Here is a 21,911-nt window from a genome sequence, read left to right on the forward strand (position 1 = left end):
ATTGAGTATGGGGAAAACAATTAGAAAGTATTTAGCAATGATAATGTCGGTTGTTGTAGTTGCTTCTGGAATAAATATAATTCAACCCGAAAAAGTAGAGGCTGCTTCTAATAGTAAAGTTTTGGATATAAATTGGAATGATATAAAAAGCGTCGGAAAACAAACTTTATATTCTTACAGTTGTAGTTGCTTTTCTGCGGCTTATGCAAGAACAATTGCAGAGAAAAAATCATTTAAATGGTACACTTTTAATGATTATGGAGATAATCAATATAATGTTAATTGTAACTGGAAAGGATTAACACTTTATAACAATAAAGATAAAAAGAGTGTATTAAAAAAGGTGTACGAAAATTTGCGTAATAATAAACCGGTAGTTGTTTATGTTAATCCAAAAGGAATGGCTAAAGAACAACATTATGTGGTTATAGTTGGATATGAAAATGTTAGTTCTATCGATGAATTAAAAGAATCGAATTTTATAATTATTGATTCAATAAGTCCAAAGTATCAGACATATGCGATGAATAAAACAAAATATTGGGGAAATGAATATGTTTTAAAAAAGAATAGCAAAAATCAATATATATATATAATTCCAAATAAAATTATAAATAATCCAGTAATAACTGATAAAGTATATAACGTAAAAAACGGTACCTTCAAAACATATAATGAAAATGGACAGAAATTAGTTTCAAGAGCAATTTATACAGAAAAGAATATAAATTCTAAAATAATAACTTATGTTGATGCTGGAAAGCTAGTTTATGTATCACAAACTAATAGTAAAGAATTCTGGGGAAAAGTAAGGTATTGTTCTGATAATAAGGTTTATGAAGGTTGGATGAATTGTGATTTGAATGCTACCTGTAAAGCCGGAACACAGGTAAAAATGCAGTTTATGTCGGATAGTGATTTGACACTTAGACCTATAACTGATAAGCCCGTTTTAAATGTTAAATCAGGTTATACTATTCCAATTGGCGGAACTTTGAATGTTGATTGGAGTGATGTAAAGAATTCTACTGCTTATAATGTTAGATTATATAAAGATGGTGGAGTATATAAAAATACAAAAGTTACACGTTCTGAATATTATGAAACTTTAAATAATTCTGGTAGATATAAGATATCAGTTCAACCTATAAATGATGTATTTCATGGGGATTATTACGATTCTGCGAATGTTGATGTTATGAAGGATGTAACAGTTAAGTTTGTAGATTATGATGATAAAGTATTGTCTGAGCAGAAGATTAGGTATAATTCAGATGCCATTGCACCTAGTGCTCCTAGTGGACGTGAAGGATATACTTTTGATGGCTGGGATGGAAAATATCAGGGAGTTAAAAGCAATACTGTTGTTAAAGCAAAATATAAAGTAAATAAGTATAAAGTTACATTTTATGATGTTGAAGGAAAGATAATTGGTAATTCACAGCAAGTAGAATATATGGGTTCTGCTAAAGAGCCGGATAAATCTTTAATACCATTAAAGCCTGGATATATTTTTATGAATTGGGATAAAGATTTTTCATGCGTAAAATCTAATATGGATGTTTATGCAGTATCAAGTTGGGAGAATCCAACATTACCAGTAAAGATAGTATCAGCAACAGCAAAACAGGATGTAAATGATGGTGTAGTAGCTTCTTATACTGTAAATGTAAAAGTTAATACAACAAATGAAGAAGATATTACGGGAAGAGCTATAGTTGCTCTTACAACGGAAGATGGTAATCTTTTAACAGCAACTGAATCAGATGCTTTTACTATCTCAAAGACTAAACCAGAATATAATGGTAAGATTACAATTCCTTATACAGGACAGGCTGCAAAAGCTGATATATATGTAATTAATGATTATTCATATACATCAAGTATTCATAAGATAGGAACTATTCCTATTTCTGAAAAACTAACAGTTAATTGTACGGGAATGTCTGATGTACTTTGTACAACAGCATGGACAGATGTTAAACCTACAGATGATGTTATGGATTTAGAAACTAAAATTGAATATAGATCTAGAGAAAGAAGTATGATATCAACGTATAAGCATATGTACTGGCCAAATAATTGGAGTGCCTTTACAACAGATAAGGTGATTTCTTCTGATACTAGAAAAGTAAATACTAAAGTTCAATATAGATATAGAGATTTGACTGCATGGAGTGGTGAAAAAACGTCAAGTAGTAAGCCTACTGAGAGTAAGTATCTTACAATAACTGGACAGACAACAAATTATTATTACTATCATTATATAAATAAATATACTGATGGTTCATATGGAGTTGATTCAGTTAAGAGTGGTTCAAAAAATGGAACAACTATTAGTAAGAATTTAGGAAAATGTGTATGGAAAAATACATCAAAAATAACAAAGACAGCTAATTATGGTGATATAGGTGGAAAAACACAATATCAAACACCGGGCAAATATTGTGTGACAGATAGTCATGTAACATCACATAGTGGACACTGTGGAAACACAGGATATAGTTTATGGTATTATGACAAATCGGAAACTATATATAAGTATAAAACAAGAGAATGGAAAGCTTGGAGTGGATGGCAAGATACATATGTAGCTCCATCAGATACTAGGGAAGTTGAAACGAGAGTATTGTATCAATATAAAGATGCTAGAGTAGAAGTAAATGATAAAGAAGAACATGAGGATATTCCAGGATATACATGGGAGAATACATCATTAAAGAATACTGGTGTTATTTATTCACCATGGTCTAATTGGCAAGATGATAAACTTGTTGAGACTGGTGGATTAGAAGTACAAACTAGAGAACTTTATAGATGGAAATATGTAAATAATCAGGAAGGTGAAATATTAAATGGTGATCAAATTGTTGGAGATACCATGAGAGTATTTGGAAATGTTTCAGATGAATTTGCCGGTAGACAGGCTATATGCTTCGTATATAAGAAAGGCGATGCTTCTGATTATACAACAGAGTATATTGGTCAGGTTACGTTAGGTGATAGTGGTGAATTCGAATTTGAATTTATTCCAAGAGAAACTCCAAGTTCTGGTGAACATGGTACTGGAGATTTTGAAGCAACATTAGGTATTGAAGGAACGGATGTTGTTATTAAGTTGGATGAAAGTAATTTTGGTAATCCAGAGCAATTTAAGGTTCCTAAACAAAAATATCGAGTTGATTTCGTTGATGATAATGATGAAATAATAGATAGTCAAATTGTAAATGAAGGCGATACGGCTATCGTACCAGAAGTTCCGAATAAAGATGGGTACACATTTGTAGGATGGAACAATGATGTTACAAATATAAATATGGATTATACATTAGAAAGTGGTAATCCAATAAGAACTGTTTATAAGATAAATACTTATAACGTTACATACATTGATTATGTAAATGATGATTATGAAATCAAAGCCTATAATTACGGTCAGACACTTGTAGAACCTGACAATTTAGAGGTTGAGTCAAATGATGATGCGTATGATAAAATATGGTCTGAATCATTTGCTGGAAATAAGAAGGTTACAAGTGATATGGTTGTTACAGCAAATGCTAAAAAGAAGGTATTCTCAGTAACTTATTACGATTTGAATGATGAGGTATATTTATATGAAGAATATGAATATGGTGATAGTGTACATTTAATGGATGCAGATTTGTTATCTGATGATGATATCATTGTATATGATTGGAAGTGTGATGATAAGAAGCAAATCAATTCTATTAAGAAGAATTTAGAATTGAGACCAGTTTGGTTATATGCTTCAACTGTATATGCTCCAGAGGCTTCACTTAAATCAGCAAGTTATGATAAAAAGCAAAAAGTAACATTTGCTGTGGATAATGAAAAGGATAGTGTTTACTATACACTTGATGGTTCTGATCCAAAAGAATATGGAAAATTATATACAGATAGTATAGATATTACAGATAGCTGTATTCTAAAAGCATATGCAGTTAGGGATAAGGCTAATGAGAGTGAAGTTGTTACATATTGCTATGTTATTAATAAGTCTGTTGAAAATATGGATTGGGTTACTAGAGACGAATTACCTGAAGAAGTTCAGACTATGGGAGAATTATATGGACTTGAAAGTGCAACAGGTTATAGGTATGTGGAAACTGTTAAAGTGATGAGTGAAGAAGAAATAGCGCAGTATGTTGAAAAAGGTATGAAACTTGAAGATGAAGTTGAGTATACGGATTGGACATATGCAGTAAGTCTTCCAGAAAAAATTGGTGATGCTGAAGTTGAACAGGTAGAATTGGTAGATGGAACAAAGTTATATAAGTATAGATATAAGATTTGGGTGCTTAAGGGAACATCACCATGGACTACTGAAAAACCTGATGTAGAGGAGTATGAAAAGGCAACAGTTTATAGATATAACTTATCCGATAAGTGTGTTGTTACATTTGTTTATGATAATTATACTTATGACATTATTCTACAGAAAGGTTCAAAGATTATTAAAGAGATAAGTGATAATATAAAAGAATCTGAAGAATTTGTTGGAGTATATAAAGATGATGAATATACTGAATCAGTTAGTCTAAATGATTACCGTGTTGAAGATGACATTACACTATATGTATCTAAAAAGACAAAAGAATATGAAGTGAGATATTTTGATAATGATGGAAATTTGTTGAAAACAGATAGCGTTTACTATGGTGAATCGGCTGACGATATAGATGCGCCAATAATTGAAACTATGACATTTGTAGGATGGGATAAAGGACTTGATAATATAGTAGAAAACACAGATTTTTATCCTGTTTATGTCGAAAGGGAACAAGCGCATCTCGTCGAATTAAAATTATCTAATACTCGAATTTTTACGAATACTAGTTGTCGATATGTAGTTAAAGTTGACGGAATTGAAAATATTAATGCAACTGTTTGGTCATCGAATGATAATGTTGCTAAAGTAGAGGATGGTTTTATTACAGGAATTCATAATGGTAGTGCTATAATTACTGCTAAATTGGATAGTGGTGAGAGGGCGTCTGTAGAAATTAACGTTACTGGAAACAAAGAATATGAATTGATGCTTGATGAATTATCAGAATTAAAATTAGATAGAGAGCGAAATCTTATAGTTCTTGAAGATACAATGACGGTTAAAAATGTAAAGAAACAATTTGATAATGAAGTAGTTGTTGTATCAGAAAATGGTGAATTGTCAGATGATGATAATGTTATTACTGGAAATATGATAAAGGCGAAGAATGTAGATGATACCGTCGATATAGTTGTCGCGGGAGATATTTCAGCAGATGGTGTATTTGATGAAAACGACATTGATTTATTCTATGACATATGGTCTGATAATATAACGGAAGAACATATTGGAACAGCTAGATATATGGCAGCTGATGTGGATAGAAATGGAGCTATTTCATTTAAGGATGTAGAGTTGCTTGAATATAGAGTATACGGAGAAGATGGTAAACCAGATGAAATAATTGATGAAAACGATGGAAGTGTTGAAATCAATAGTAAAAATTTCCCAGATGAGAACTTTAGAAATTATATATCAGAGATGTTTGATGAAGATGGAGATGGTGTAATTAGTAAAGAAGATATAGAAATAATTGAAGCTATAGATGTTAGTGGCAAAAAAATACTAAGTATAGAAGGTTGTGAATTATTTACTAACTTACAATATTTGAATTGTTCAAATAATGATATTAATGAAATCGGTGTTACAAAATTAAATAATTTGAAAGAATTAGATTGTAGTAATAATAAGATAACAAAATTAGATTTATCAAATAATGATAACTTGAAGTATCTTGATTGTAGAAATAATAAATTGAATACTTTATATGTTAGAGAAGATATTAAAGATGAAGAATTGGTTGGAAGTGAAGAGGAAAAAACAGGTTATAAATATGATGAAAAAGTAACTATTGTTAAAGGACATCCAAGTGAAGAAAAACCAGACGACAAACCTGTAGATAAGCCAAAGAATGATAAAACAGATAATAATTCGCAGAAGACCAAGGAAAATGTAGTTGATAAAACGAAATCAGATGAACTAAAAACAAATACCAACCCATCTCTAGAACAAGTTATTAATGCACTTAACAAAGAAAAATCATTAAAGCAAATTGAGTTTGGAAAATTGAAGTTTAATACTAACGGAATTAAGGAGAATTCAGTTGGACTTAAGTGGAAGAAAGTTGCTAGTGCTAAGAAGTATGTTATTTATGGTAATGTATGCGGAAAGGGCAAGAAGTACATAAAGATTGCAACTGTAAATAAACTTAAGTATACAGTTAAAAAGATTTCTGGAAAGAAACTTAAAAAGAGTACAAATTATAAATTTACTTGTTTGGCGTTAGATCAGGATGGGAAGGTTATTACAGCTGCTAAGGCAGTTCATGTTGTAACAGCAGGTGGAAAATTTGGTAATGTTAAAGAAATAAATCTTACAAATGTTGTTAATAAGAAATTAACATTAAAGAAAGGAAAAACATTTACTGTTAAATACAAACTTAATATTCCAAAAGGAAAGAGTATAGCTGATCATCGAGGAGTAAGATTTGAATCAAGTGATTCTGATATTGCAAAGGTTGATATTAAGAGTGGAAAGATTACTGCTAAAAAGAAAGGAAAATGTAAAATCTTTGTTTATACTCAAAATGGTTGTTATAGAGTTATTAGCGTAACGATTAAATAAGTAAAATATCATCTTAATATTTGGTTATATCGATTTAGGGCAGAGGCTTATGTCTCTGCCCTTTTATATGTGGATATGGTATAATATTATTAATGTTTATATCAGGAGATGTCAATATGGGAAAGAAGAAGAGAGTATTAATTGGAATATGTATATTTTTAGTATTGGTTGTTGGATATGCAACTTATTATTTGAATTCATACTATAGAGCTACTGATGAGATGGATAAATTTATTAAGAGTGATGATCAAGTTGCTGTTAAGGAGATCGAGGAAGGTTATTTCTTTGATGGACCTGGTGATGATAAGGCGATGATTTTTTATCCGGGAGGTAAGGTTGAAACAAAGGCATATGCAAGACTGATGAATAAGCTCGCAAAGGAGGGGATTGACACATTCCTTTTGGATATGCCTTTTCATCTTGCGGTACTTGATAAAAATGTAGCGGATAAAATTATTAGTAAGTATCAATATGATACTTACTATATGAGTGGACACTCATTAGGTGTTGGTGGTGTATAATATAAGTATATATATGGAGGCGCTTGTTTTGAAATGGTTTAAGATTTTTATATGCTTTTGTTTGATCATAATGATAAGTAACATGGTATATGCTAAGGATAAGAGTATAAGTAATAGATGGCAGATTGTTTTGTTTGGTAGGACAGGGATAAATGAAAATTTATACGGTCTTAAAGATAATGTTTTGACTCTTAAGAAAAATAAATGTGTTCTTGTATATGATAACTTTGAAGCTTTGCCTAAAAAGATAAAAATGACAAATGGTAATAAAGTTAGAATTGTTGTTGATAAGGAAAAGAGTATTAGAACGAAATTGAAATTGAAAAGAGATTCATTTCGTGCTTTGAAATTTGTTCCTTCTGATGAAGTAGCTTTAGATGTGGATGAGAAAAAAGGAACTATTAAAGCAAATATTGAGGGAACTTTTAAATTAAAGATATATGAAAAGATTGATGAAAGATGGAAGTATAAAAAGAAAATAAAAATATCCATAAAGAATAAGCCTATATCTCTAGATAAAAATAATGAAATACAAAGAGAATTTGACTATCCAGAGAGTATTAAATTATTCGGTAATATAAATGAATTTGGTTTTTTGAAAGAAGAGACAGATAAAGAAATAATATCTGATAACAAGGAAGATGATGGTTTTAAAAATATAGAATTAAATGAGAAAGACATTTATAGAATTAGAGTTAATACGAAAACAAAAATATCAAATGAAGTTTATCCTAAAACAGCAATTATTAAGAATATAAAATATACAACAGATAACAAGAAGATATTATCTGTAGATAAGGATGGAGTTATTAAGGCATTAAAAGCGGGGAAAGCTACTATTACTTGTACATCGCTTTATGATAAAAAAGTACGGACTAAAATTCATGTTTGCATTTGCTCCATTGATGCTGATAAAAATCAGATTGTTGCCCATAGGGGATATAGTACAGAAGCACCTGAAAATTCTCTTGCTGCATATCGATTAGCATGTGAGTATGGTTTTTACGGCGTGGAGTGTGATATTTATGTTACTAAAGATGGAAAGTTCGTATGTAATCATAATCCATCCATGCTTCATATGTTTGGAGTTGATTTAGAAATATCTAATTGCACATATGACGAAATTAAAGATATAAATATGACTAATGGACAAAATATAGATAAATATCCAAATGAGAAGATTCCTAGAGTTGAAGAGTACTTAGATATAATTAAGCAGTATGGTAAATGTGCTGTCATTGAATTAAAAGGTGAGATGCAATATGAAGATCTAGTTCGTTTGTCTGAAATATTAGATTCGTATGACATGAATGATAAGATTGAAATTATATCTTTTAATGTTGAATCGATGGTGAATATAAGAGATATATATTCAAAAAAAGACTGTAAAGTTATGCCGGAGTTTTATGTTTTATCTCCTAAACCGGAAGAAATTCAAAGTTCATTGGGAGATAAAACTACATTGGAATGGGCTTTGGAGAATGATTTCAATATAGGCTGTTATTATGAGGTGGTTAACAAGGAGATGGTTGATAAATTGCATGAAAAGAATTTAAAGTGTTATATCTATTGTATTGATGATTATTATTTTGCTTATGATACTTTTGATGAATTTAAGATAGATTCATTAGCAGCAAATACAGCTGAAATAATAGATTTATAATTTGAAGTTATATATAATTAAAACCAGAAAAATGTGTTAAACTCCATAAATAAAATGGAGAAATCACATCTTCCTGGTTTTAGTTTATTTTATAATATATTTTCCTAAATCGCCGTTAAGTACATTGCAATCGACGTATTTTTCTTTTCCGTTTATTCCGTCAAGTTTTAAATGATCTGTATACTGCCAAATAGTCCAATCATATGGAGGCTTAAAGTACACGTTTCTAATCCATAATGGATAATCATCAAAGTCACCATTTAAAAACTTGTTGTAAAATGGAGTTGTTGAATAAATCATAGGTTTAACTTTATATTCATCTTCTAATAAATCAAGCATAGTTTGTAAGTTTTTACGTAGTTTATCTTTTTTGGGCGGGTTTTTTCTTTTGTTTCCATAGTATTCAACGTCAACTACAGGAATAAGATTTCCTTTTAAATCACCTACTGTTTTAATAAAGTGTTTTGCCTGTTTCTCAGGTGAACTATCGAAGCTAAAGAAGTGATACATTCCATATGTATATCCCTCAGATGAAAGAGCATCTTTGTTTTTCTTGAAGCATTCATCCACATATGAACTTCCTTCTGTAGCTTTTATATATACAAAATCAAAATCTTCTTCCTTGATTTGCTTCCAATCAACATCACCATGATAATGTGATACATCAATTCCTCTTACAGAGTAGCTTTTTGATTGTATCTTAGCAAATGGTTTAAAGTTAATTATTATAAGTGCTATTATAAATAAACTACCACAAACTATAAGAGGCATCTTAGCTTTATGATAGTGTTTCTTGTTTTCTTTAATAGTTTTTCCTACATTAAGCTTAGTTGTGATTTCGTCAATGCTTTTTTTATTTGTTTTACTCATGTTTTTTCCTCGTTTATATTTATTTCAGTATGTAGTATAACTAAAAGAGCAATGTGAGTCAATAATTCTTTGCTGAGTATAATTCAATATGAATGGCGTGATAGAATGTTTGTAAGTTTTGTAGCATATAACATATAATAAGCAAATGTTTCCTTATGTTTTGTTACATGTAAGCATTTAAAAAGTAAAAACTTTGTGTTATAATAGGCGCGTATGATTTTGAAATCATATGCGCTTTTTAAAACATTACAATTTGGAGGAATAGTACATGAGTAGTGTAAAACGTATTTATGTAGAAAAAAAGAAACCATATGCTGTAAAAGCAAATGAGCTTTTTGAAGAAATTGGTAGTTACTTAGGCATTAAGGTTGAGGCAGTTAGAGTGCTTGTAAGATATGATGTTGAAGGCATATCAGAAGACACTTATAAAAAAGCACTTACTACAGTTTTCTCAGAAGCACCAGTAGATGATTATTATGAAGAAGAATTTTCTTATGATAAGAATGCTGACAGAGTATTTTCAGTTGAATACTTACCTGGACAGTTTGATCAGAGAGCTGACTCAGCAGTTCAGTGTATTGGCTTTTTAAATGAAAATGAAGAAGTAGTAATTAAGAGTGCTACAACTTATGTTATTACTGGTAATATCAGCGATGATGAGTTTGAACAGATTAAGTCATTCTGTATTAATCCTGTAGACTCAAGAGAAACTGGTTTAGAAAAGCCAGAAACTTTAGTTACTAAGTTTGATGAACCAGACGATGTTATTACATTTGCTGGATTTAAGGATATGGAGGAAGGCAAACTTAAAGAGTTATATGATAGTCTTGGACTTGCAATGACATTTAAGGACTTTTTACATATTCAGAACTACTTCAAGAGTGAGGAAGATAGAGATCCTACTATGACAGAAATTCGTGTTCTTGATACATATTGGTCAGATCACTGCCGTCATACAACATTCTCTACAGAACTTACTAATGTTACTTTTGATGATGGTTTCTATAAAGCTCCAATTGAAAAAACATATAATGATTATTTAGAAGCAAGAGATGTTTTATATAAGGGAAGAGATGATAAGTTTGTTTGTCTTATGGATTTAGCACTTCTTGCAATGAAGAAATTAAAGGCTGAAGGAAAGTTAGCTGATCAGGAAGAATCAGATGAAATTAATGCATGTTCAATCGTTGTTCCTGTTGAAGTTGATGGTAAGACTGAGGAATGGCTTGTAAACTTCAAGAATGAAACACATAACCATCCTACAGAAATCGAGCCATTTGGTGGTGCTGCTACTTGTCTTGGTGGTGCAATCAGAGATCCACTTTCAGGACGTACATATGTATATCAGGCTATGAGAGTTACAGGTGCAGCTGATCCAACTAAGGCTATTAAGGATACATTACCAGGTAAATTACCTCAGAAGAAGATTGTACGTGAGGCAGCTCATGGTTACAGCTCATATGGTAACCAGATCGGTCTCGCAACAGGTCTTGTTAAGGAAGTTTACCATCCAAATTATGTTGCTAAGCGTATGGAAATTGGTGCTGTTATGGGTGCTGCTCCAAGACGTGCTGTTAGAAGACTTACATCAGATCCGGGTGATAAGATTATCTTACTTGGTGGTCGTACAGGACGTGATGGTATCGGTGGTGCTACTGGTTCATCAAAAGTACATACAGAAAGTTCAATAGAGACATGTGGTGCAGAAGTTCAGAAGGGTAATGCACCTACAGAAAGAAAGATTCAGAGACTCTTTAGAAGAGAAGAAGTAAGTTACCTTATTAAGAAGTGTAACGACTTCGGTGCAGGTGGTGTTTCAGTTGCTATCGGTGAACTTGCAGATGGTTTAGTAGTAGACCTTGATAAAGTTCCTAAGAAGTATGCTGGTCTTGATGGTACAGAAATTTCAATTTCTGAATCACAGGAAAGAATGGCAGTTGTTGTTGCACCAGAAGATGTAGATCAGTTCTTAAAATATGCTAATGAAGAAAACCTTGAAGCTATTTTAGTTGCTGAAGTTACAGAGGAACCTAGACTTGTTCTTAACTGGAGAGGTAAGGATATTGTTAATTTATCAAGAGCGTTTCTTGATACAAATGGTGCTCATCAGGAAACAGAAGCAGAAGTAGAAATGCCGGTTAAAGAGGATAACTACTTTGACGTTAAGGATGTTGCTGATGTTAAGAGTACTTGGATTAATACACTTTCAGACCTTAATGTATGTTCACAGAAGGGTCTTGTGGAAATGTTTGACGGTTCTATTGGAGCAGGTTCAGTATTTATGCCATTCGGTGGTAAGTATCAGCTTACAGAAACACAGAGTATGGTAGCTAAGCTTCCTGTACTTAATGGTAAATGTGATACAGTTACAATGATGTCTTATGGTTTTGATCCATATCTTTCAACATGGAGCCCATATCATGGTGCAATTTATGCAGTTGTTGAATCAGTTGCTAAGATTGTTGCATCAGGTGGTGACTATAAGAAGATTCGTTTCACATTCCAGGAATATTTCAGACGTATGTCAGCAGATAAGAAGCGTTGGAGCCAGCCAGTTGCAGCACTTCTTGGTGGATACGATGCACAGATTGGATTTGGTCTTCCATCAATTGGTGGTAAGGATAGTATGTCAGGTACATTCAATGAAATCGACGTACCTCCAACACTCGTATCATTTGCTGTAGACGTTGCAGATGAAAATGAAATTATTACTCCTGAATTTAAGAAAGCTGGAAGCAAGATTGTTAAATTCAGTATTGATAAAGATGAATTCGATAAGCCAGTTTATGAAAAGGTAATGGCTCTTTACGATGCTATTCATACAGCAATTGGAAAGGGTGCTATTATTTCAGCATATGCTCTTGATTCAAAGGGTATTGCAGCAGCTGTAAGTAAGATGGCATTTGGTAATAAGATTGGTGTTAAGATTGATGATTCAGTAGAAGCTAAGAACTTATTTGCTGTAGGATTTGGTGATATTATCGCTGAAGTTCCTGCTGATAAGTTAAGCGATATTACTTGTGATTATGTGGTTATTGGTGAAACAACTGATGATTCTAAGATTACATATAAGGATATGGTTATTGCTCTTGATGATGCAATTGCTACATGGACAAAGCCACTTGAAAAGGTATTCCCAACAAGAAGTCATAAGGATACATCAAAGGTTGATACTCCAATTTATGACAAGGGTAATGTTTATGTTTGCAGGAATAAGATTGCTAAGCCTACAGTATTTATTCCAGTATTCCCTGGAACAAACTGTGAATATGATTCAGGCAAGGCATTTGAACGCGCTGGAGCAAATGTTATCACTAAGGTATTTAAAAATATCACACCTGATGACATCAGAGATTCAGTAGACATCTTTGAAAAGGCTATTAATGAAGCACAGATTATCATGTTCCCAGGTGGTTTCTCAGCTGGTGATGAACCTGATGGTTCTGCTAAATTCTTTGCAACAGCATTCCAGAATGCTAAGATTAAAGAAGCTGTTACAAAGCTACTTAATGAAAGAGATGGTTTAGCACTTGGTATCTGTAATGGTTTCCAGGCTCTTATTAAGCTTGGTTTAGTACCTAATGGTCAGATAGTAGGTCAGGATGCAAATGCACCAACACTTACATTTAATACAATTAACCGTCATATCTCAAAGATGGTTTATACAAAGGTTGTTACAAATAAGTCTCCATGGCTTATGGGAGCAGAACTTGGCAAAACTTATGTAAACCCAGCTTCACATGGTGAAGGTCGTTTCGTAGCAAATGAAGAGTGGATTAAGAAGCTCTTTGAAAATGGCCAGGTTGCTACTCAGTATGTTGACGAAAATGGTAATCCAACTATGGATGAAGAATGGAACATCAATGGTTCTTATGCAGCAATCGAAGGTATCACATCTCCAGATGGTAGATGTCTTGGTAAGATGGCTCATTCAGAAAGAAGAGGCGATCATGTTGCAATCAACATCTATGGCGAGCAGGATATGAAGATATTTGAAAGCGGCGTTAAGTATTTTCAGTAGTTAATACAATACGGACTGCGTAAATGTATATTGTCTATTCGGGACTCAGCTCTCGCACGGTGCGGGCTGCCCCTAGCGGTACTAAGCTCGTAAGTAGTGATTATGATGTTATAAAGATTACTAATTTGTATAATACAAGTATTATATGATAAAAATAAAAGAAGCTATACATTTGAGTGTAAACACTCAAGTATAGCTTCTTTTACTTTTATGACATAACGCTTCGCGTTATGCAAATTGACAATCTTTATAACTAATCACCACTTACTTGCTAAGTGCCGAGACCCGCAACGGTCCCGCCTAGAAAATATAGCATTTGCGCAGTCCTTACGTATTGTATTAACTACAATGATTTGGTCGATTTTTTATTTGGATTTATAATTTAAATGTTTCTGGTATTATGTATATATTTCCTGTGATATAATTGAAATAATTAATATAGGTATATGTGAAAAGGGGAATTAAAATGAGAAAATTTGATTTAAATATAGAAAAGATATTAGATAATTGGGATGTATATCATGCGATAAGAGAGATAATAGCTAATGCTATTGATGAAAGTGTATTAACAGAGTCTAAACCAGTAGAAATTTTTAAGACAGAGGATGGTTTATGGCATATACGTGATTTTGGAAGAGGAATTATGTATTATCATTTTACACAGAATCAAAATGATGAGAAACTACATTCAGAAAAAACTATTGGAAAATTTGGTGTTGGCTTAAAGGATGCATTAGCAGTTTTTTATAAAAATGATGTCGATGTATCAATAAAATCGAAGTATGGTTATGTTAAGATAGGTATGTATGAAAAAGAAGGATTTTCGGATACAATGACATTACATGCCTTAATTGATGATTCTGAAGATGTGAATTTTATTGGAACTGAATTTATTTTAAATGTATCTGATGAAGATATTGAAAAGGCAAAAGGATTATTTTTAATGTTTTCTGAAAAAGAAGCTTTAGATAAGACGGAATATGGAGAAATATATAATAAGTCTGAAGAGGAAATTGCATCAATATATGTTAGAGGTGTAAAAATAGCAGAAGAGAGTAATTATCTTTTTGATTATAATATTACAAAGATTAATGCAGCATTGAAAAAGAGTCTTAATAGAGAAAGAAGTGCGGTAGGACGAACAGCATATTCTGATTTGGTTAAAAGAATTGTATTAAAATCGAGTAATGAATTAGTAGTAAACAGATTGGTTGATGAATTAGATAAATTTTCAAAAGGTACTCAGTCTGATGAAATTCAATTGACTGATATTCAAGAACATGTGATAAAACTTTATAATGAAAAAAATGATATAGTATTTATATCTTCATCAAAATCTTATGGTTTAACAAATAATGATAAAGAAAAAATAAAGGATTCAGGTAGAAAGGTAGTTATTATTCCAGATAGTGTGTTTGGAAAAATTGAAAGAAAGAAGGATTATTCAGGAAAAGAGATAGGTACATTTGATACAGTGCTTAAAGAATATAATGATAATTTTGAATATAAATTTGTGGAAGGTATTCATTTGACAGAATTAGAGAAACAAGTTCTGTCATGTAAAAAGTTTGTGTTTGAAGTGTATGGCAATAAAAAATATTATGATAAAATTAAAATTTCAGAGAATATTAATGAAATGATTTCAGGGGATGTTTTGGGAGTATATGATCATAAATTAGATTGTATTGTGATTAGAAGAGATGTATTAAAAACAGAAGAAAAATTTATGGAAGTACTATTTCACGAGTTGGTTCATGCGACTATGAAGTATCCTGATAATGATAGAAAATTTGAAAATGAATTAGGATTAATTATTGGAAAACTTGCGATAATGGGAGAAAGAGATGATTAATATATGGATATAGTTAAAATAATAGATAGGATTAAATTGTTATTTTGGAGTTGAAACAATACGGAAATATATGTAACTGAAGAAATAATAATATTTTGTTTGAAAAACAATGAAGCTAAAAAATGGCTAATTTTAAGGGATGCCACGCTTCGTAGCATGCTTGCTACACTACATTTCTTGTGGATTTAACTAGCTTGGTATATGTTTGAGTCACAGGCGAGATGCCGAGTAAAAAATATGTCCATATAGAAATGGAAAGATGGAGGTTATTATGACATTAGCAGACAAATTAAAAGAAGCAAGGAAAAATGCAGGACTTACACAAGTTGAGTTGGCAGAAAAATTGTGTGTATCAAGACAGGCAATCACAAAGTGGGAAAGTGGAAAGGGAATTCCAGATGTAGAGAATTTGAAAAACATAGCTAACGTACTAAATGTTAGCATTGATTTCCTATTAGATGATGAAGGTACACTTGATAAAACGATTATTAAAGAGCAAATTAATTTGAATGATTATGTAAAAGATGGTAAATTACGAAGTAAAAAAGATGCAGTAGTGTATGCAAAATATCCTGATGCAGATATTACACCACTTTTGGCTAAGAAAAAAAGCTCAAAAGGACAGAAGGTATTTGCTGAACTTCTAGGTATTTTAACAGATGCTCCTTTTGGAACGGATGAAGTATTTAACCAGATTTCGGATGCTCGCAATGCATATTACTTAGTGCAAGAAGAAGGTAAGCAAATATTTGTTACTGTTACAGAAGATTTTATAGAATCAAAAGTAATGGCAAAAGAAATTGTTGGAAATAAGTTTGAAATTGGAGATTATAAATTTCAAAAAGCAAATTATAAGGTGAAAAAATTATAAGTCACAAAAATGTTGACAAGCGCAATGCGTGGTGATATATTAATTACATAAGCGACATATTTAATTATGGCATTTTTGTATTTTGGGATGCATAATCACTGGGCGTATATGATTAACTTAGTTAGATATGTAGTTTATTATGTATGATTCACAATTAGTAAGCTTTGCCGGTTAGGTGGTAATATGTGGACCTTAGGTGTTTATATGGATAATAAAAATCCATGTGGGCGTGGTTTTAGACTTAAATATTTATGATGGCAACGGGGTTCTGTATATGTTTGCGAGATGTTAATATATTTTTTTTAGAACCATTAGGAAAGCATGAATTTTAGACTTGTTGTGAATTGCGATCTCCACAGCGGGGAAGCCCACTGTGGAGGGGACTTAAGTAAAGTTAATAATGTGAATTTTAAAATATACAACATATTTATTTAAATATGTTGTATAATATTTTGTAAAGAAATTTTTTAAGGACGGTGTATATGAATAAAGATAAACTACAAGCTTATGATATTGTTGAAGAAAGCGAACTTGATGAGATTAAGGCAAAGGGATATATCCTTTCTCATAAGAAAACAAAAGCTAAAGTTATATGTATAGAATGTGATGATAATAATAAGGTTTTCACAATAGGTTTTAAAACACCTCCTACAGATGATACAGGTGTTGCTCATATTATAGAGCATACAGTTTTATGTGGTTCTAAAAAGTACCCAGTAAAGGACCCTTTTATTGAACTTGTTAAGGGTTCTCTTAATACATTTCTTAATGCGATGACATATCCGGATAAGACATTATATCCAATCGCAAGTCTTAATGATGCAGATTTCCAAAACCTTTTAGATGTATATATGGATGCAGTTTTCCATCCAAACATTTATAATACTGACATGATTTTTAAGCAGGAAGGATGGCATTATGAATTAGATAATCCATCAGATGACTTAAAGATTAATGGTGTTGTTTATAATGAAATGAAAGGAGCGTTCTCTTCAGAAGAGGGCGTACTTGAGCGTGCAATCATGCATTCATTATATCCGGATACATCATACGGAAATGAGTCAGGTGGCGATCCTGATTTCATTCCTGATTTAACATATGAAAACTATTTAAATTTCCATAGAAAGTTCTATCATCCAGCAAATAGTTTCATTTACCTATACGGTGACATGGACATGGCAGAAAAACTTGATTATATTGATAAAGAGTATTTAGCTGATTACGATTATTTAGAAGTTGATTCTGAAATTAAAAAGCAGAAGGCATTTGCCCAGATGACATATGAAAGAAGAACTTATCCAATTACTGAGAGTCAATCAGAAGTTGATAATACAACACTTAGTTATAATGTTGTTGTTGGAGATGTGTTTGATGAAAAGCTTAGCATTGCAATGCAGATGATTGATTATGCGCTTATGGGCATGGCTGGTGCACCACTTAAGCAGGCACTTCTTGATAAGGGCATAGGTAAGGATGTAAGTGGAACTTATGAAGGTGGAATTCTTCAGCCATATTATAGTATTACAGCTGAAATGGCAAACGAATATCAAAAGGATGATTTTGTTAAGACAATTAGAGAAACTCTTGAGAAAATAGTTGCTGATGGCATTGATAAAAAGAGTCTTGCCGCCGCTATTAATAATCTTGAGTTTAATTATAGAGAGATGGATTTTGGTCGTTATCCAAAGGGACTTATGCTTGGACTTCGTGTTTATGATAGCTGGATATTTGGTGCAAAAGATCCATTATATTCAATTAATTGTGGTAAGTTATTTGCTGAGATGAGAAGTTTGATTGATACTGATTATTATGAAAAGATTGTAAAAGAGTATTTACTTACAAATACTCATGGTTCAGTTATTGTTAATGTTCCAGTTAAGGGACTTACTCTTGAAAATGATAATAAGTTAAAGGAAAAGCTTAAGGCATTTAAGGATACATTAAGTGAAGAACAGATTGAGAACATAGTAAGTGAGACAAAGGCTCTTGATATTTATCAGAGTGAGCCTTCGCCTAAGGAAGACCTTGAAAAGATTCCGATGCTTACTAGGTCTGATATTAATGAAAATCCAGAGAAGTATGATGTTAAGATTGAGGATGTTAATGGCGTAAAGGTTTATAATGTAAACTTATTTACTAATAAGATTAGTTACATTACATTAGGTTTTGACATAACAGGTCTTGATGCCGAGATGCTTCCATATTTGACAATTCTTAAAAATGTTTTATCAAATGTTAGTACAAAGAATTTCTCATATGATGATTTGTGTAATGAAATTATGTTAGAAGTAGGCGAGTTATCTTATACTGTATCTAATATGTATGTTAAACCAGATTGCTCTGAGTATAAGGAGTTTTTCGAAGTTTACATAAAGTGCTTTGATGAAAAGATAAATAAGGGCTTTTTCTTAGCAAATGAAGTGATAGAGAATACTTTGTTTGATGACTATAATAGAATATATGAAATTCTTGGTGAGCTTATGTCTAAGGCAAAGAATAGAATTCTAAATTCTGGTAATGCTGTTGCCATTAAGAGAGCTCAATCATATTATAGTGAGAAAGAAAGAAGATTCGATCTTAGAAATGGCATAGGTTATTATAAGGTTCTAGAATATATTTTTAAGAATTATGATAAATGCAAGATGGATTTAGTTGATAAGTTAAAGAATCTTATGAAGGTTATCTTTAGACAGGATAATTTAGTTGTTTGCTTTACTCATGATTATGAACCAGAATTAATTAAGAATGAATTGGTTGGTTTACATAAAAGATTAAATGCTGCAGATGATAGTAGCAGTTTAATACTAAGTGATAAAGATAGTAGCAATAACGGATTAAGTAGTTATAAGTTAAGCGCAGCAGGTAAGATTAACAGTATTGAAAATGCTGATTCAAATAGTAGTGATAATTCTCGTACGGATTTGAGTGAAGGATTTATTACACCATCACAGATACAGTTTGTATGTAGAGCTGGTAGATATGATAGTGAGTATGATCCAAGATTTGCTGTTTTATCAACGATTTTAAGTTATGATTATCTTTGGAATAATGTTAGAGTTAAGGGTGGAGCTTATGGATGTGGAGCTAACTTTTTAGGTACTAAGGAAGTTTTACTTACATCTTATAGAGATCCAAACCTTAAGGAGACTAATGATATATATGAAAAGTTAGTTGATTATGTTGAAAACTTTGACTGTGATGATAGGGACATGACTAAGTATATTATTGGTACATTTAGTTCAATTGATACCCCTTATTCAACAGCTAGTAAGGCTGCCATTGCCTATGCTCAGACAGTTAGAGGCAGGTCTTACGAAGAAAGAAAAGCAGATAGAATTAAGATATTAAATGCTAATCAGGAAGATATTAGAAATCTTGCTATTAAGATTAAGGAAGCTTTAGCTAGTAAGAACTTATGTTGTATTGGATCTGAAAGAAAGATTAATGAGGATAAGGAGTTATTTGCTAAGGTGGTTAATTTGTTTGAATAAATGTTTTATTATTTAAAAACTTTAGTATTAATATAGTATTTAAGTTATATATTGAGAATTTAATTGGTTTACATAAAAGGAGAGATTTATGGATAACTTTAAGTCAGGATATGTGACGCTTATTGGAAGACCTAATGTTGGTAAGTCGACATTAATGAATCAGATAATTGGGCAGAAGATTGCAATCACATCTAATAAGCCACAGACTACAAGAAATAAAATACAGACTATTTATACATGTGATGAGGGACAGATTATTTTCTTAGACACACCTGGTATTCATAAGGCTAAGAATAAGCTTGGTGAATATATGGTAGATGTTGCAGTTAAAAATTTAAGGGATTGCGATGTTGTTGTATGGCTTGTTGAACCCACAACTTATATTGGTGCAGGTGAACAGGAGATTGTTCGTCTTTTAAAAGAAGTTAAGATGCCTGTAATCCTTGTAATTAATAAGGTTGATACAGTTAAGAAGGAAGAAGTTTTAACTTTTATTGATGCATATAGAAAGGTTTTTGATTTTGATGAAATTGTTCCTTTATCAGCCTTAAAAGGAGAAAATACTGATACTTTGGTTGAGCTTATCTTTAAGTATCTTCCATATGGACCAAAGTATTTTGATGATGATGAAGTGACAGATCAGCCTATGAGACAGATTGTTGCTGAAGTAATTAGAGAAAAATCTCTTCATGCATTAAGTGATGAGATTCCACATGGAATCGCAGTTACAATTGAAAAAATGAAGGAAAGACCTAATGGTAAAATGGTTGATATAGAGGCAACTATTGTATGTGAAAGGGATTCACATAAAGGTATCATAATTGGTAAAGGTGGAGCTATGCTTAAGAAGATTGGTAGTAACGCCAGATATGAAATTGAGCATATGCTTGAGCAGAAAGTTAATTTAAAACTTTGGGTTAAGGTTCGAAAAGAGTGGAGAGATAGTGACCTTTATTTAAAGAATTATGGTTATGTTGATGAAAAGAAGTAGATTGACATAAAAAATATTATGTAAAGTATATATTTGTATAAGAAATACTAATATTGATGGAATTGGTGATTTGATTGAAACAATTAACAGTTAATGGTATGGTAATATCTACCATGCCAATTGGAGAATATGATGTAAGATTAGTTTTGCTTACAAAGGAAAAAGGAAAAATTACGGCATTTGCTAGGGGAGCTAGGCGCATGAATAGTTCGTTTCTTGGCGCTAATCGTGCATTTGCTATGGGAGAATTTTCGCTTTATCCGGGGAGGGATTCATATACGCTTACGGGTGTTAAAATTAGTGAGCACTTTGAAAATGTGATTATGGATCTTGATAAGGTTTCATATGGGTCTTACCTTTTGGAAATTGCAAATTATTATGGCATGGAAGGAATTAATGCTAGAGACACACTTAATCTTTTGTATTTTGCGCTAAAAGCGATAGAGAGTGGAAATATTCCATACCGTTTGATTCGAGCAATTTATGAATTAAGAACTTTAGTGATTAATGGAGAATATCCAGATGTTTTTCATTGCGCATCCTGTGGTAAAGATAGTGATTTGACTGGGTTTTCATTCAGGTATGATGGATGCCTTTGCAATGAGCATATAGGTGATAATCTTAAACTAAGTAATACGGCACTTTGTGCATTGCAGTTTATTATTTCGGGTAAGATTAGTAAGCTGTTTTCTTTTAGTTTAAAAGACGAATATATGGATGAAGTGTGTAACCTTATTAGTAAGTATTTTAAGGGAAAGGCTAAGAAGGATTTTAGAAGTTTATCGATGTTGTAAATATATGGGTTTGTCCTGTTGGACAGGCCCGTTTTTAGTTTTGAGTAGATAGATTTTTGTTAAGTTTTGTTTTTTGTATTATTTGAATAAACAAAATAAATAGTTTGGTTAGTTTTTGTTATATTTTGTGCCAAAAAAAT

General features: G+C 31.7%; 10 protein-coding genes. 9 read left to right on the plus strand and 1 reads right to left on the minus strand.

Annotation, left to right across the window (positions count from 1 at the left end; genetic code table 11):
* Positions 1-7 precede the first annotated feature (7 nt).
* The 3 genes from B5D16_RS05075 to B5D16_RS05085 all read left to right on the plus strand — a co-directional run bounded on the left by B5D16_RS05075 (position 8) and on the right by B5D16_RS05085 (position 8,881).
* Entirely contained in the window at positions 8-6,697 is a 6,690-nt protein-coding gene (locus B5D16_RS05075) for an InlB B-repeat-containing protein (protein ID WP_078765889.1), read from the plus strand.
* Positions 6,698-6,813: 116 nt separating this feature from the next.
* Positions 6,814-7,218, plus strand: coding sequence for an alpha/beta hydrolase (locus B5D16_RS05080; protein WP_159444284.1), 405 nt, complete (start codon positions 6,814-6,816; stop codon positions 7,216-7,218).
* A 70-nt stretch (positions 7,219-7,288) separates the two neighbouring features.
* Positions 7,289-8,881, plus strand: a complete 1,593-nt coding sequence (locus B5D16_RS05085) for a glycerophosphodiester phosphodiesterase family protein (RefSeq protein WP_159444285.1) — start codon at positions 7,289-7,291, stop codon at positions 8,879-8,881.
* 84 nt (positions 8,882-8,965) lie between these two features.
* Here the strand turns inward: B5D16_RS05085 and B5D16_RS05090 are convergent, their stop codons facing one another.
* A complete protein-coding gene (locus B5D16_RS05090) occupies positions 8,966-9,751 on the minus strand; it encodes a glycoside hydrolase family 25 protein (protein WP_143405046.1) in 786 nt (261 codons plus the stop codon).
* A 268-nt stretch (positions 9,752-10,019) separates the two neighbouring features.
* Between B5D16_RS05090 and B5D16_RS05095 the strand changes: the two genes are divergently transcribed.
* The 6 genes from B5D16_RS05095 to recO all read left to right on the plus strand — a co-directional run bounded on the left by B5D16_RS05095 (position 10,020) and on the right by recO (position 21,771).
* On the plus strand, positions 10,020-13,772 hold the full coding sequence (locus B5D16_RS05095; protein ID WP_078765892.1) for a phosphoribosylformylglycinamidine synthase: 3,753 nt from the start codon (positions 10,020-10,022) through the stop codon (positions 13,770-13,772).
* A gap of 466 nt (positions 13,773-14,238) precedes the next feature.
* Positions 14,239-15,624 (plus strand): ATP-binding protein, encoded by a 1,386-nt coding sequence (locus tag B5D16_RS05100; protein ID WP_078765893.1) that lies wholly within the window; start codon positions 14,239-14,241, stop codon positions 15,622-15,624.
* A gap of 271 nt (positions 15,625-15,895) precedes the next feature.
* Positions 15,896-16,495, plus strand: a complete 600-nt coding sequence (locus B5D16_RS05105; protein ID WP_078765894.1) for a helix-turn-helix domain-containing protein — start codon at positions 15,896-15,898, stop codon at positions 16,493-16,495.
* 482 nt (positions 16,496-16,977) lie between these two features.
* On the plus strand, positions 16,978-19,986 hold the full coding sequence (locus tag B5D16_RS05110; protein WP_078765895.1) for an insulinase family protein: 3,009 nt from the start codon (positions 16,978-16,980) through the stop codon (positions 19,984-19,986).
* 88 nt (positions 19,987-20,074) lie between these two features.
* Entirely contained in the window at positions 20,075-20,977 is a 903-nt protein-coding gene (era, locus tag B5D16_RS05115) for a GTPase Era (RefSeq protein WP_078765896.1), read from the plus strand.
* Between the two features lie 74 nt (positions 20,978-21,051).
* On the plus strand, positions 21,052-21,771 hold the full coding sequence (gene recO, locus B5D16_RS05120; RefSeq protein WP_078765897.1) for a DNA repair protein RecO: 720 nt from the start codon (positions 21,052-21,054) through the stop codon (positions 21,769-21,771).
* Positions 21,772-21,911 lie beyond the last annotated feature (140 nt).

This window comes from Eubacterium uniforme (assembly GCF_900167115.1).
Classification (GTDB): Bacteria; Bacillota; Clostridia; order Lachnospirales; family Lachnospiraceae; genus Eubacterium_S; species Eubacterium_S uniforme.

What these genes read in the sequence shown, in the direction of transcription:
- B5D16_RS05075 (WP_078765889.1), top strand. Translation starts at nt 8, where the DNA reads ATGGGGAAAACAATTAGAAAGTATTTAGCAATGATAATGTCGGTTGTT.
- B5D16_RS05080 (WP_159444284.1), top strand. Translation starts at nt 6,814, where the DNA reads ATGGGAAAGAAGAAGAGAGTATTAATTGGAATATGTATATTTTTAGTA.
- B5D16_RS05085 (WP_159444285.1), top strand. Translation starts at nt 7,289, where the DNA reads ATGATAAGTAACATGGTATATGCTAAGGATAAGAGTATAAGTAATAGA.
- B5D16_RS05090 (WP_143405046.1), bottom strand. Translation starts at nt 9,751, where the DNA reads ATGAGTAAAACAAATAAAAAAAGCATTGACGAAATCACAACTAAGCTT.
- B5D16_RS05095 (WP_078765892.1), top strand. Translation starts at nt 10,020, where the DNA reads ATGAGTAGTGTAAAACGTATTTATGTAGAAAAAAAGAAACCATATGCT.
- B5D16_RS05100 (WP_078765893.1), top strand. Translation starts at nt 14,239, where the DNA reads ATGAGAAAATTTGATTTAAATATAGAAAAGATATTAGATAATTGGGAT.
- B5D16_RS05105 (WP_078765894.1), top strand. Translation starts at nt 15,896, where the DNA reads ATGACATTAGCAGACAAATTAAAAGAAGCAAGGAAAAATGCAGGACTT.
- B5D16_RS05110 (WP_078765895.1), top strand. Translation starts at nt 16,978, where the DNA reads ATGAATAAAGATAAACTACAAGCTTATGATATTGTTGAAGAAAGCGAA.
- era (WP_078765896.1), top strand. Translation starts at nt 20,075, where the DNA reads ATGGATAACTTTAAGTCAGGATATGTGACGCTTATTGGAAGACCTAAT.